Here is a 13011-nt window from a genome sequence, read left to right as displayed (position 1 = left end):
AGGGGAGATGTCAGAAGAAGTCGACAACCATCGGCGGCCCACGCCGGGTCACCGCGTACCGCAGCACGGCCGGCCGCAGCACCGTGGGCCGGGCCGTACAGGCGGGACGGAACGACGTCCAGAACGCGGGCAGCCGCACGAGCAGCAGCCGCACGGCCAGCCGGCGCAGCAGCGCCCAGAACAGCGCCTCGCCCCTGGTCAGCCACAGCCCGGTCAGCAGCGTCGCCCACCCGTGGGCGACCAGCATGCCGAGCCCGGGCACGAGCCCCGCGTGGGCGTGCGCCAGCGCGACGACCGGCGAAGCCTCGTGGGCCAGCGAGAACACCAGGTGCAGAACGGCCTGCGCCCCGCCGAGAACCGGCAGGACCACGAGGGAGCCGCGCTCGCGCCCGGCCAACGCGTACGCCGCCGCGAACACCCCACCCAGCGCCCCCGCCAGCACGCCCGGCGCCACGCTGCCCCCGCCGAACACGTGCGCGGCCCAGCCCAGGCTGACGCACACCACGGCGAACACCGCGGCACGCGCGAACCTGAAGGGAACCGACGCGGGCAGGGACACAGCCTGGATCATCCCACGGGCGCCCCACGGTTCCGGCGAGCATGGGGGTTAACAGATTTTTGTATTGCAATACGCTTGATCGTTGAGCACGCAGGCATTACCTTCGAACGCGCAGCGAAGGACGCTTCGAGGCCCAGAATCACCTGGATGAGACAGCCGTACGGGATCGGCACGCAAAGCCGTGCCCCGGGCGGCATGCAGAGCAGAGGCGGACCCGGGGCGTACATCGACGAGTGTACCCCGGCGAGCGGCCGCCGACCTTCCCCTTTCTCGGAGGTGCTTCATGCTTTCCGGTTTGCCGATGTGGGTCGAGCGAACGTTCTCCGCGCCGCGTTTCGGTCCGTACCTGAACGCCTTCCCCGGGGACTGGCTGACCGCGTGGAATTTGTACCGCTGGAACATGGAGGTTTCAGCGGCTTTCTACATCCCCCTGCAGTGCCTGGAGATCAGCCTCCGCAACGCGGAGCATGATCGCCTCCGCGCACACTACGGCCATGACGACTGGTGGCGGAGCGCGCCTCTCGGCCGTGACCAACTGGGCAAGGTCGCCAAGGCGGAGAACGACGCATGCCGCAAGGGCGACCGGCGGGCGAGCCCCGACGACATCGTGGCGGAGCTGCCTTTCGGCTTCTGGGCCTCCCTGTTGAACCGGGCGCACGACCGGTACCTCTGGGTCCCGGTCCTGCATCGGGCGTTTCCGGGCTACAGGGGCGACAGGGAGACGTTGCGTGACAACTTCCGTTCCGTGGTGCTGCTCCGGAACCGGATCATGCACCACGAGCCCATCCACCACCGGCATCTCACCGCCGACCACGACAAGATCTATCGTTTACTGGGCTACATCGAACCAGAGGTGATCGTGTGGGCGCGAGCGTCCGACCAGGTGCCCGAAGTGCTGACCCGGCGCCCCCAGCCGACCCCGCCATGAGCTCTCCTGACGAGTACCTGTCCCGCTCGGCCATCGCACAGCTGGCCGGGGTGCGGCGGCCCGCCGTGAGCAACTGGGAGCGCCGGCACGCTGACTATCCCAGGCCGATACGGCTCGGCGCCGACGAAGTCTTCCCGGTCCAGGCCATCGCCGCATGGCTCGATGGCCGGCTCATCCCTCGCAACGCGCTCTTGGAGGACGAGCGACCAGGGACGACCTACGGGGCTCGCTTCCGGATGAATCTCGCCCGCTCAGGAGACCCAGGCGAACTGCCGTCCGAAGCCGGACAGGCCCCGGCCGACATGGAGGCACTTCTCAGCGGGCCTCATGGCACGGAGAAATGGAGGAAGGTGCTCGACCGTCTGGATGTCGCGCACGATCTGGCACGTCATCCGGGCGCCCTCCTGGCCCTCGTCTACGCCCGTGCCCGGGACTCGGGGTGGGCGGCGGTGGCCGCCGGTTCGGTCGACCCGCTCGACTGGGCCGAGCGAGCCTTGGAGCGGCTCTCACCCGTGGGCGGTAGAACCATCACGACGTCCCGTCCTGGCCGCGAGATGCTGCGTTATGTCGTTGCCCTCGCCGACGAGGCTGTTCGGGACATCGGCGGAGCCCAGGCGTTCCGCATGCTGCTGGACCGATTCGCGGCGGTGGAGGGTGGCGGGGGCGAAGGGTTCTACACCCCTGAATCGGTGGCACACGTGCTCATCGACGCGGTTCGGCCAGAACAGCCGGCGGAGATCTACGACGCCAGCTCTCGCGCCGGCGAACTGCTTGTCGCCGCGGCTTCCGATCTCCTGGAGAGAGGAGCGGAGAAGGAGACGCTCTCGCTCCACGGTGCCACCTTGAGCGAGGAGTCCTCGGCGCTGGCCCGTATGAACGTGCGGCTGCACGGCATGGACGCACATTTCGAGACGCACGATAAGCACGCGCTCTGCCGGGACGCGAAGCCCGGCACGCTGTACCCGTACATCGTGGCGAACCCCCCCTTCAGCATGGGCGGGTGGTGCGACGACGATCCCGCGTCCTGCAGGGCCTGGCGTTATGGCCCGCCTCCTCGGCACAACGCGAACTTCGCCTGGATCCAGTACATCTTGGAGCGCCTGTCTCCAGACGGCCGTGCCGCAGTCCTCATGCCCAACAACGCGATGTTCTCCACCCACCCGAAAGAGCGGGCGATACGCCGCGGCATGGTGGAGGACGGCCAGGTGAGGGCTCTGATCGCACTGCCCGACCGGCTCTTTCCTGCCACGTCCATCGGTACCACCGTGTGGATCCTCGGCCGGGAAGAGTCACGTTCGGAGATCCTCTTCGTGGACGCCTGGGACATGGGACGGATGGTGGACCGCACCCGGCGGGAGCTGTCCCGGGAGGATCACACGGAGCTCGACGGCATCCTGACGGCATGGCGTGCTGGAGTGCTTCCCCCGGGCCCGGCTTCGCGAGCCGTGGTGGTGCCCGTAGAGGAAGTGAGCGCCCAGGACTACAACCTCAATCCCAGGAGATACGTGACGTCCGCATCGGCCGTCCCCTCGGGATCACGAGAAGCCGTTCTCAGACTGCGGACGAGGCTGGAGCGGCTGCACGCTGAGGCCCTGGACGCCGACACCAGGGCGGAGCGGGAACTGCGGAGGCTCGGATGGTGACGTCCCTGGTGGGTGAGCTGCCCAACGGCTGGCGTGAGGTCCGGCTTGAGGACGTGGCGGATCTTCGGGCCGGTGTGACGACCTCCATGGGCTCGGACGGGCCGGTGGCCGTGGTCAAGCCCAAGAATCTCGCCGATGGCCGCCTTCGAGGAATCCCTGATCGCGTCGGCGACGCCGAGGCCGCCCGGTTGTCCAGATATCGCCTTCGGGCAGGCGACGTCGTGTGTGTACGGACGGGGGGCCTGGGCCGGCACGCGCTGGTGGGGGCGGAGCAGGAAGGGTGGCTGTTCGGGACAGGAATCATCAGGATCCGACCCGGAGAGGAAGTCGATGCCCACTACCTCAACCACTACCTCAGCCATGCCGCGGTCCAGGACTGGCTCCGCCGCAACGCTGTGGGCAGCGCTGTGCCCAGTGTCAGCACCCTGGTGCTGGGAACCTTGCCGGTGGCTCTTGCTCCTCTCGACGTCCAGAGGTCCATAGGACTGGTCTTCCACGCGTTGACCGAGAAGATCGCCGCACATGAGCGGATCTGCGAGGCCACGGCTGAGCTGCGTGATGCGCTGCTTCCTCTGACCTTCTCAGGGCAACTGGTTCCGCGCGTCGATGAAACTGGGTCTGACCACAGGCCGGGCTCCGCAGGCATAATGGCGGCCGATGCCGATAAATCCTGAGTCGACACCCCAAGCGTCGATAAATCATGACTTGGCGTCCTACGCCGCGACCATCGCCCCCGTCATCAACGCGGTCCACGTCAACGTCCACGCCTCGGCCCGTCGGGAACGCGACGACCACGCCGAGGCGTGCGGTCTGACGCCCGGCTTCCTCGGCGACCTGCGGTACGCGCTGCCCGCGCGCCCGGTCACCCGCGACGACCTGTCCGTCGTCCACCGCTACGGCAGCGCCGCCGACCTGGACGCCGAGATCGGCGACCACCTCCGCCAGGGCACGCTCGCCGAGGACGGCGACGGCGTCCTGCGGCTCACCGCCGCCGGGCTGTCCTACATCCACGGGCTGTACGAGATCCACGCGAAGGCCGTCGGCCGGCTGTGGGCCGCGTACGACGTGCCGGGTCTGGCCGCCCTGCTCGGCGAGGTCCTGGAGGCGGCCGTGGCCGAGCCGGGCGGCGCGTTCGCGGTGATGGCGCCCCCGTACGAGCCGGAGGGGACGCCGCCGGGCGTGCTGCTGTTCAACCGGGTCGCCGCGCTGCGCTACCACCGGGCCGACGCGCACGCCGCCGCCTGGCGCGAGGCCGGGCTGACCGCGGACACCGTGGTCGAGCTGGGGTGCGGCCCGCTGCGCGACCGGATCGAGGAGGACACCAACCGGCGCGCCGCCCAGCCGTACGCGGCGCTCACCGGCGGCGAGCGCGAGACCCTGTTCGAAGGGCTCCTCGCGCTCATCTGACCCGGCGCCCGGGATGCCCACGTCCGAGCCGGCATCCGCGGATGCGCGCGTCCGACCCGGTGTCCGGGACGCCCACGTCCGACCCGGCGTTCAGCGACGCTCACGGCGCGCCGAGCAGGCGGCCCACCTGCGTCCGGTCGTTGACGCCCAGCTTGTCGTAGACGGCCTGGAGGTGGTTCGCGGCCGTCCGCGTGGAGACGGCGAGGCGGGCGGCGATCTGCCGGTTCGTCAGCCCGGCCGCCGCGAGCCGGACGATCTCCCGCTGGCGCGGGGTGAGCTCGGGCGTGGCCAGCTCGACCAGCGCCGGAGTGGTCACCCCGGGGCAGCGCCTGGCCAGCGCCCACGCCCGGGTCCGCGCTCCCCTGGCCTGCGTGCCGCGTCCCATCCGGAGGTACGCGGCGGCCTCGTGGGCGGCGGCCTCCGCCGCGTACAGCACCATGCCGAGCCGCTCGAACTCCTCCGCCACCGCCCGCAGCTCCCCCGGATCGCCGGCGGCCCCCGCGTGGCGGGCGAACAGCCGGACCAGCGGCCCGTCCACCCGCTCCGCCAGCTCGGCCAGCCGCCCGGCCGCCTCACCGGGCCGGCCCAGCCGTACCAGGTCGTGCAGCGCGAACATCAGATACCCGTACTGCTCCCCTTCCTCCGCGTGCCGGGCGGCCGACCGGCACGCGGCCACCGCGCCGTCGAGGTCGCCGTCCGCCGCCGCCACCCACACGGCCGCCTGGAGCGCGGGCTGCCAGGTGAACGCCCAGCGCGCGGCCGGCCGCTCGGCCCGCGCCAGCGCCTCCCCGGCCCGTACGGTCCGGCCGAGCAGCGCGGACGCGTGCGCCAGCTCGGCCAGGCAGCGCCCGAGGTACGGCGTGCCGGCGGGCAGCCGCGCCGCGTCCTCACCGGCGAAGCGGGCCGCGCCCGCGACATCGCCCCGGAGCCGGGCGACCACGGCCCGGTGGGCGCCGAACCCCGTCACCGGCGGCTCGCCCTCGCCGAGCGCCATGCCGCGTTCGGCGGTCCGCGCCGCCTCCTCCAGCCGGCCGGAGAACACCCGCGCCGCGCACGCCGCGTCGAGCAGGGCCGGCAGCGCGTGCGGCGCCCCGACCGTCCACCCGTCGTCCGGCATCACATCGCCCGGCTCCCCCAGGATCCGGTGGACGACGGCGAGGCTCCGCTCGGTCCGTCCCGCGTACGCGCCGACCCACGCCTCCAGCGCCGCCGCCTGCGCCTCCCACCCGGCGAGCGAGGCCCCTGCCCGGGTCGGCGCGGGAGAGCCGGTGGACGCGGGAGACCCGGCCGACGCGGGAGACCCGGTCGTCTCGGGAGCCCCGGTCGAGGTGCGAGGCAGCGCCGGTGAGCGGGCCGCCGACGTCAGGCGGCCCGCGAGGAAGTCGGCCATCCCCCGGTACAGGCCGACCTCGCGCCGCAGCGCCGGATCCGTCACCGACTCCCCCGCCGCGTCCAGCACCGCGCACGCCTCCGCGTCCGCCCCCGCCCAGGCCAGGTTGATCCCCAGACTGGCCGCGTGCCGCGCCCGCTCGCCCTCCGTGACCGCCGCGCCCGCCGCCCGCCGCAGCGCCGCCACCGCCGTCTCCGACTCCCCCAGCACCACGAGCGCCTGCCCGAGCAGCGCCACGGCCGACACGCCCGCCCCCGCCTCGTGCGCCGCCCGCGCCAGCCGGGCCGCGAGCCGCGGGTCCTGCCGGGCCAGGGCCACGCCGGCCGCGTCCAGCAGCGTGTCCGGCGCGACCGCCGAGCCGCCGTCCAGCCGCCACACCGCGGCGCGCAGCACGTCCTCGCGCCGCCGCGGCCCACCAGCTTCCCCGGCCCTACCAGCTTCTCCGGCCCCGCCCGCTTCCCCGGTTCCGCCGGCCTCCTGCCTCGCGCCGCCCGCCTCCAGCGCCCCGGCCAGCGTCCGCAGCCGGCGGCGGGCCCGCAGCGTGCCGCAGCCGTCCCGGACCACCTGGCCGTAGAGGGGGTGGCCGAGCCGCAGGTGCTCGCGCCGCCCGTCGGCCACGGCCGCCACCAGCCCCCGCTCCTCCAGCCGCTCGACGGCCTCGGCGGACGTCAGCCCCGCCACCAGCGCGGCGCCCACCGGCTCGCCGAAGGCCACCAGCTCCAGCGTCTCCCGCTCGTCCGGCTCCAGGCGCCCGATCCGGGCCTCGACCAGCTCCCGCAGCCGGGCGGTCAAGGACAGCTCGCCGCACCACCGCCACGCGCCGTCCCGCACCGCCAGCCGGCCGGACGTCCGCCCGGCGTGGACGAGCTCACGCAGGTAGAGCAGGTTGCCCCCGCTGACCTCGGCCAGGCGGCGCACGGTCGGCGCGGCCACCTCCCCTCCCAGCGCCTCGGCCAGCACCGCCTCGACCCCGTCCCGGTCGAGCGGGCGCAGCTCGATGCGGTCCAGCAGCTCGTCCTTCCACAGCGCCGTGATGGGCGCCGGCTGCCGCGCGCCGCTGCGCACCGTGACGACGACCGCCGCCGCGCCGCTCGACGCCAGGTGGTGCACCAGCGCGGCCGAGGCCGGGTCCAGCCGGTGCGCGTCGTCCACGCTCACCAGCAGCCGCCCGCCTCCGGCCCGGTCCCGCAGGTGGCGGGCGGCCCAGCGCAGCAGGTTCTCCCCCGCGCCCGGCGGGCCGGTCAGCGCGTGCGCGAACGCGCCGAACGGGATCGTCGCCGCCGTCGCCGTGCCCAGCGCCCGGACCACCCCGTACCCGCCGAGCCCCGACAGCGCCTGCGCCGCCAGCCTGCTCTTGCCGACCCCGGCCTCGCCCACGATCATGACGCCGGCCCGCGCCCGCAGCGCCTCCCGCACGCGCGCCAGCTGTCCCCCTCGCCCGACGAACGGCCAGCAGCTCCCCAGTTGCTCGCTCATCGTGCCTCCTCTCCCGACCCAGGGTCGCGAGGGAGGTTCGCGGGAGGTTCAGGGCGGATCGCGGCGCAGCCCGGCCGCCGCGTACAGCAGGTCGAGGGCGGCCTCGGTCCCGTGGAACGGCACCGGTTCGCCCCCGACCTCTTCGAGCAGCCCGCGGAGCTGGCCGCCGGACTGCTCCGGCTCGACCAGCCGTACGATGACCGTCCTCATGGGCGCACCATCTCGCCGCCCGGTTCAGGTCAGGTTCAGGTGGGGTTCGGGCGGGGCCCGGCTCAGGGTTCAGGCGGCTTCGGCTCAGGCCGGGTACGGCATCGGCTCCACGTCCAGCTCGCGCATCCGCTCCGCGTACAGGTGGTAGCGCCGGCGCGCGTCGCCGCGCCGGCCGGCCCGGTCGAGCACGCGGACCAGCCCGAGGTGGGCCCGCTCGTCGTAGGGGTCGCGTTCGAGCAGCCGCAGCCAGTAGCGGGCCGCCTCGTCGTGCCGGCCGCGGCGGGTCCGCTCCCCGGCGAGCCGGGCCGCGGCCTGCACGTACGCGTGCCGGGCCTGCTCGCGCAGCCCCACGGCCCAGTCGGCGTACGGGTCCTCCTCGCAGAAGTCGCCCCCGTACGCGGCCTCGGCGGCGGCCCAGCGCTCCAGCGCCTCCCCCTCCCGGCCCGCCTGGTCGAGCCGCGCGGCGGCGGCCACCAGCCCGAGGAAGCGCTCCACGTCCACCTCGACGTGAGCCAGGTCCAGCCGCAGCGCCCCCTCGTCGGAGACGACGACGTCGTCCGGCGGGCGCTCGTGCGCCGGGTCGAGGACCGCCCGCAGCGTGGAGACCATGACGTTCAGCCGCTTCAGCCCGACGGCGTCGTCCTCCTGGCCCGGCCAGAGCAGCTCGACCAGCCGTTCCCGGCCGACCGGACCGCCGCGCCGGCTGACCAGGATCTTCAGCAGGTCGCGGGCCTTGCGCGACTGCCAGGCCGAGCGCGGCACGGGCACGGAGTCGCGCAGCACCCGGAAGGTGCCCATCGTCTCCACCACCAGCCGCCCCGCCGGGGCGGGGACGCGCCGGGCGAGCAGGGCGTCGACGCGGTCGTCGAGCGCGCGGCAGCCGATGGCGTGCATGCGCTCCCGGACCTCCGCGGCCACCTCCGCGGCCACTTCGGCGGCCTCCGATCCGGCCGGCTCCGCCCTCACCAGCTCGGCCCTCACCAGCTCGGCCCTCACCAGCTCGGCCCTGGCCAGCCCGACCGGGTCGCGCAGCTCCGACCAGCGGCGCACCGCCTCGGCCGCGAGCACAGGATCGCCGTCCAGCTCGGCGCGCAGCTCCGCCGCCTCGGCCAGGGCCGCGTGGTCGCGGCGGCTGCCCGCCACCCGCTCCGCCTCGTCCAGCAGTCCCCGCGCCTCCTCCGGCCGTCCGGCCGCGAGCGCCACGCGCGCCGCGGCCAGGCGGGCCTCCACCCCGGCCATGCCCTCGGCGAGCCGCAGCGCCTCCTTGGCCACCCGCGCCGCCTCCTCCGGATCGTCCGCCGCGAGCAGCACGGCCAGCGCGTTCAGCGCGTGCGACAGCTCCTGCACCTCCCCCGAGCCGGCGGCGTCGGCCACCACCCGGCGGTAGAGCGCGATCGCCGACGCCCGGTCGCCGCGCAGCGCGTGCACGTCGGCCAGCCGGACCAGCCCGTACGCGACGAAGCGCGACCCCATCGCCTCCCACCGGGCCACCGCGTCGGCCGCGTCCACGGCCGCCTCCTCCAGCCGTCCGAGCGCGATGAGCGCCTTGGCCCGGTTCGCCACGTTCAAGGCGGCATAAGGGGCGAACGCCACCAGATCCGACAGCCGCCCGGCGATCTCCGTCTCCTCCAGCGCCTCCGCGTACGCGCCCTCGTCGAGGTGGCGGGAGGCGCGGTTGGCCCGGATCCGGATGAGCTGGGCGATGTCGCCCGCCCGTTCGGCGTACTCCAGCGCCCGCAGGTAGTGGGCGTCGTTGGCCCGCCGGTCGCCGTCGAGCGCGGCGAGCATGGCCAGCACGGTGTTGGCGGCGGCCAGCGCCCCGGGGTCGCCCAGCGCGCCGGCCTGCTCCAGTGCCCGGTCCGCCAGCTCCGCGCAGCCCGCCCGGTCGCCCTTCAGCCACAGCACCGACGCCGACGCCGCCGCGCAGGCCGCCGCGTCCGCCGGCGGCGTGCCCCACGCCGTGCCCCGGTCGTACATCGCGAGAGCCGCGTCCAGGTCACCGCGCAGGTGGTCGACGAGCCCCAGCCGCCGGGCCACGAACGCGTCGAACGCCGGCCCCTCCGCCACCTCCGACAGCAGCTCGCGGGCCCGGGTCCAGTCGCCGCGGTTCTGCTCGGCGACACCCGCCAGCCGCAGCATCTCGGGGGAGCGCCGGGTCGCCTCGGGCAGCAGCGCGAGCGCCGCGATCACGTCGTCCCCGCGCTCGGCCAGCCGCCGGCCGTACGTGCCGAGCAGCGAGAGGACGAGCGTGGCGTGCCCGGTGTCCACGGCGGCGCGCAGGGCCGCCTCGGGCCGGTCGTGCTCGGCGTACCAGCGGGCGGCCACGGCGGCGACGTCGTGCGCCTCGTGCCGGTCCAGCGGCGCGTGCCGTACCAGCACGTGCCGGCTCGTCGCGGTCAGCCGGTGGCCGTCCGGCCCGGCGTCGAGGAACAGCCCGCGGCCCGCCAGCGCGGCGAGCGTGTCCGGCGGCGCGCCGAGCGCGGTGGCCAGGCCGTCGGCCAGCACGGGCAGGACCGTCGCCGCCCGCAGCAGCTCCCGCATGGCGGACGGCAGGTCGCGGAACGCCGCGAGCGTCAGCCGTTCCAGCGTGGCCGAGGTGGCGGCCAGACCGGCGGCCGTCCGCCGCCACTCGGCCGGGTCGGTCCGGGCGAGCGCGTCGAGGGCGGCCTGCACCGCGGCCGGCCAGCCGCCGCACGCCTCGTGCAGCGTCCCGGCGAGCGCCGCCCCCGGCTCGCCCAGCCGGGCCCGGGCCCACGCGGCGGTCTCGTCCGGCGTGAGCGCCAGATCCGAGGCGTCGAAGGCCAGCACCTCGTGGTCCTGGCGCAGCCGCGCCGTCGGGAACGGCAGGGGAGAGCGCGAGGCCGTCACCACGTGCAGATGGCGCGGAGCGGCCCGCACCAGCGTCTCCACGTACCTGATCGAGCCGGGGGAGCCCGCGACCACGTCCAGGCCGTCGAGCACCAGGGCCAGGCCGCGCCGCAGCCGCGCCGACAGCGCCTCGGCCAGCGCGCCCGCCAGCGCCGCGCCCCGCGACAGCTCGTCGGCGTCGGGCCCGAGCGGCGCCCCCGCGGCGGCGGCCAGCTCGGCCGGCAGCCCCGGGACGGCGGCCGAGAGGGCCCCGGCCAGCGCTCCGGCGAGAACCGGCAGGTCACGATCGGCGGGGCCGAGGCGGTGGAGCACGCCGCCGACGGCCTCGCTCCAACCGGATAACGCGAGGGACTTGCCGTAGCCCGTGGCGGCCACCAAAGTGGTGAGCCTGTGCGTCAGCGCCCCGTCGAGCCGCCGGTCGAGGGCGGGACGGGGCTGCACCCAGCCTCGTTCCACCCCCGCATGCTACGCCCCGGGGTAGCGGGCAACTCCAGAGTTCGCAAAGTGCCACCTTCAGGTAACCGGCGGCAAGGAGCAATATGGTCGAGTACCCCTTCGAGGAGGGTGCCGTGGATCATGACCTGCCCGGCGGGCCGAGGCTGATCGTGGGGGTCGACGAGACCCCGGCCTCGCGCTGGGCCCTGGCGTGGGCCATCGGAGCCGCTCGGCTGCACCGGATGGCACTCGTGGCGGTGCACGTCAGTCGCGCGCCGGTCCACCCGTTCCCCGAGGCGCTGCCGGTGCAGCAGGCGCTGCGCGCGGGGGAGGAGGCGCGCTGCACGGAGATCGTCACGGGGGTGTTCGAGGACGTGGCGGGCGGCATGCCGGAGGACCTCACCACCGTCGTGGTCGGCCGCGTCGGCGACCCCGGCTACCACCTGGTGGACCTCGCCCGCGAAGGCGACCTGCTGGTCCTCGGGCGCAGCCGGCGCGGGCTGCTCAGCCGCATGCTCCTGCCGTCCACCAGCATGTACTGCGCGCGCCACGCCAGGACGACGGTCGTCATCGTGCAGCAGCCGTCGCCGCCGGACGAGCCGGAGCTGTCGGGGGAGCGGGCCAGGCGCTTCTGGACCCGCAGGCACCTCTAGCCGTTCGCGATCGACTCTTGGAGCAGGCGCAGGCCGGCGGGGATGTCCGGCTGCCGGATCGCGCCGTAGCCCAGGACCAGCCCGGACAGCGCGGGGGTCCCGTCGCAGTACGCCTCCAGCCGTTCCACCGCCAGGCCGGGCGCCGGCCGTACCGACACGCCGGGGGAGAGCCGGGCGCAGAGGTGCAGCCCCGCGACCGACGGCACCGGGCGCAGCCGCTCGTCGCGCTCCAGCGCGGCGCTGATGAGCGCATGGCGGGCGGCGTACTCGCGGGTCGCCTTCCTGATGTGGCGGGCCAGCAGCCCCTCGTCGATGAAGCGGGCCAGCGCGGCCTGCGTGGGCAGCGACCCGTGCCAGTCGGTGAGCTGCTTGGCGGCGCGCAGCGCCGCGGCCAGGGAGGCCGGCGCGACCAGGAAGCCCAGCCGCAGCGCCGGCAGCAGGGTCTTGGAGAACGAGCCCACGTACACCACCCGGCCCGCGCGGTCGAGGCTCTGCAACGGCTCCAGCGGGCGGTCGCCGAAGCGGAACTCGCTGTCGTAGTCGTCCTCGATCACCACCGCGCGGCGCCGTTCGGCCCACGCCAGCAGCGCCGTGCGCCGCGCCAGCGACATGGGTGTGCCGAGCGGGAACTGGTGGGACGGCGTCACGTACACGAGCCGAACCCCGTTCGGGATGGCCGAGACGTCGATGCCCTCGCCGTCCACCGGCACGCCGACGACCCGGGCGCCGAGCGAGCGGAACAGCAGCCGGGCCGGCGGGTAGCCCGGCTCCTCGACCGCCACGCACGCTCCCGGCTCGACCAGCACCCGTCCGACGAGGTCGAGCGCCTGCTGCGCGCCGTTGGTGATCAGCACGTCCTCGGCGCCCGCCCGTACGGAACGGCTGACGCCGATGTGCCGCGAGATCGCCTCGCGCAGCCCCTCGTGGCCCGCCGGGTCGCCGTAGCCCGGGGTGATCGCGCTGACGCGCAGCTCCCTGGCCACCAGCCTGCGCCAGCTCTCCATCGGGAACAGCAGGGGATCCGGCACCCCGGCCCGGAAGTCGTACCGTGCGGGGGACATGGGCGTCGCGGCCGGCGGCATGGAGCGCCACAGGGCGCGCGGCAGCACCACGCCGCGGGGCGCGGCCCGGCCGCGCACGGGCTCCGCCGACACGAACGTGCCCGCGCCGGCCCGCCCCACCAGGAAGCCGTCGGCGACGAGCCGGTCGTAGGCCACGGCGACGGTGTTGCGGGAGATCTCCAGGCGGCGCGCCAGCTCCCTGGTCGGCGGCAGGCGCTCCCCGGAGCGCAGACGGCCGTCGAGCACGGCCTCCAGGAGCTGCCGGTAGACCTGTGCGGCCAGGTCGCCCCGGCCGGTGAGCGTGATGTGGACGTCCACTCTTGGCCCAATCAAATCACCGAAAATTGGAGCTTATATCAGGACAAAGTGGGTTTTAGGGTC

General features: G+C 74.7%; 10 protein-coding genes. 5 read left to right on the top strand and 5 right to left on the bottom strand.

The window, feature by feature from the left end; translation table 11 throughout:
• Positions 1 to 10 precede the first annotated feature (10 nt).
• A complete protein-coding gene (locus tag HD595_RS17145) occupies positions 11 to 559 on the bottom strand; it encodes an MFS transporter (protein WP_253770221.1) in 549 nt (182 codons plus the stop codon).
• A gap of 283 nt (positions 560 to 842) precedes the next feature.
• Between HD595_RS17145 and HD595_RS17140 the strand changes: the two genes are divergently transcribed.
• From HD595_RS17140 to HD595_RS17125, 4 genes are all read left to right on the top strand, one after another.
• Positions 843 to 1487, top strand: coding sequence for a hypothetical protein (locus HD595_RS17140; protein WP_253770220.1), 645 nt, complete (start codon positions 843 to 845; stop codon positions 1485 to 1487).
• A gap of 65 nt (positions 1488 to 1552) precedes the next feature.
• Positions 1553 to 3130 carry an N-6 DNA methylase gene (locus HD595_RS46775; protein WP_253770219.1) on the top strand — a complete coding sequence of 526 codons (1578 nt, stop codon included), beginning with the start codon at positions 1553 to 1555 and terminating at the stop codon, positions 3128 to 3130.
• Entirely contained in the window at positions 3124 to 3804 is a 681-nt protein-coding gene (locus HD595_RS17130) for a restriction endonuclease subunit S (RefSeq protein ID WP_253770218.1), read from the top strand. Before HD595_RS46775 ends, HD595_RS17130 begins: the two co-directional genes overlap by 7 nt.
• 31 nt (positions 3805 to 3835) lie before the next feature.
• Positions 3836 to 4537 (top strand): hypothetical protein, encoded by a 702-nt coding sequence (locus tag HD595_RS17125; RefSeq protein WP_253770217.1) that lies wholly within the window; start codon positions 3836 to 3838, stop codon positions 4535 to 4537.
• Positions 4538 to 4637: 100 nt separating this feature from the next.
• On the opposite strand, the gene HD595_RS45865 is transcribed toward HD595_RS17125, so the two are convergent.
• The 3 genes from HD595_RS45865 to HD595_RS46770 form a co-directional block, all read right to left on the bottom strand.
• Positions 4638 to 7403: a LuxR C-terminal-related transcriptional regulator gene (locus HD595_RS45865; protein ID WP_301309526.1), complete on the bottom strand. Its 2766-nt coding sequence runs from the start codon at positions 7401 to 7403 to the stop codon at positions 4638 to 4640.
• Between the two features lie 48 nt (positions 7404 to 7451).
• A complete protein-coding gene (locus tag HD595_RS17110; RefSeq protein ID WP_175594434.1) occupies positions 7452 to 7613 on the bottom strand; it encodes a hypothetical protein in 162 nt (53 codons plus the stop codon).
• An 84-nt stretch (positions 7614 to 7697) separates the two neighbouring features.
• The gene (locus tag HD595_RS46770; RefSeq protein WP_308211166.1) at positions 7698 to 10937 is read right to left on the bottom strand and encodes an AfsR/SARP family transcriptional regulator; all 3240 of its coding nucleotides are present in this window, start codon (positions 10935 to 10937) and stop codon (positions 7698 to 7700) included.
• 83 nt (positions 10938 to 11020) lie between these two features.
• On the opposite strand from HD595_RS46770, the gene HD595_RS17100 reads away from it, so the two are divergent.
• Positions 11021 to 11569, top strand: coding sequence for a universal stress protein (locus HD595_RS17100; protein ID WP_253770216.1), 549 nt, complete (start codon positions 11021 to 11023; stop codon positions 11567 to 11569).
• Here HD595_RS17100 and pdxR read toward each other — a convergent pair.
• A complete protein-coding gene (gene pdxR / locus HD595_RS17095; protein ID WP_253770215.1) occupies positions 11566 to 12948 on the bottom strand; it encodes a MocR-like pyridoxine biosynthesis transcription factor PdxR in 1383 nt (460 codons plus the stop codon). The genes HD595_RS17100 and pdxR overlap by 4 nt on opposite strands.
• Between the last annotated feature and the right edge of the window lie 63 nt (positions 12949 to 13011).

The organism is Nonomuraea roseoviolacea subsp. carminata (assembly GCF_024172185.1).
Taxonomy (GTDB): Bacteria; Actinomycetota; Actinomycetes; order Streptosporangiales; family Streptosporangiaceae; genus Nonomuraea; species Nonomuraea roseoviolacea.
This window is presented reverse-complemented; position numbering and strand designations above follow the sequence as displayed.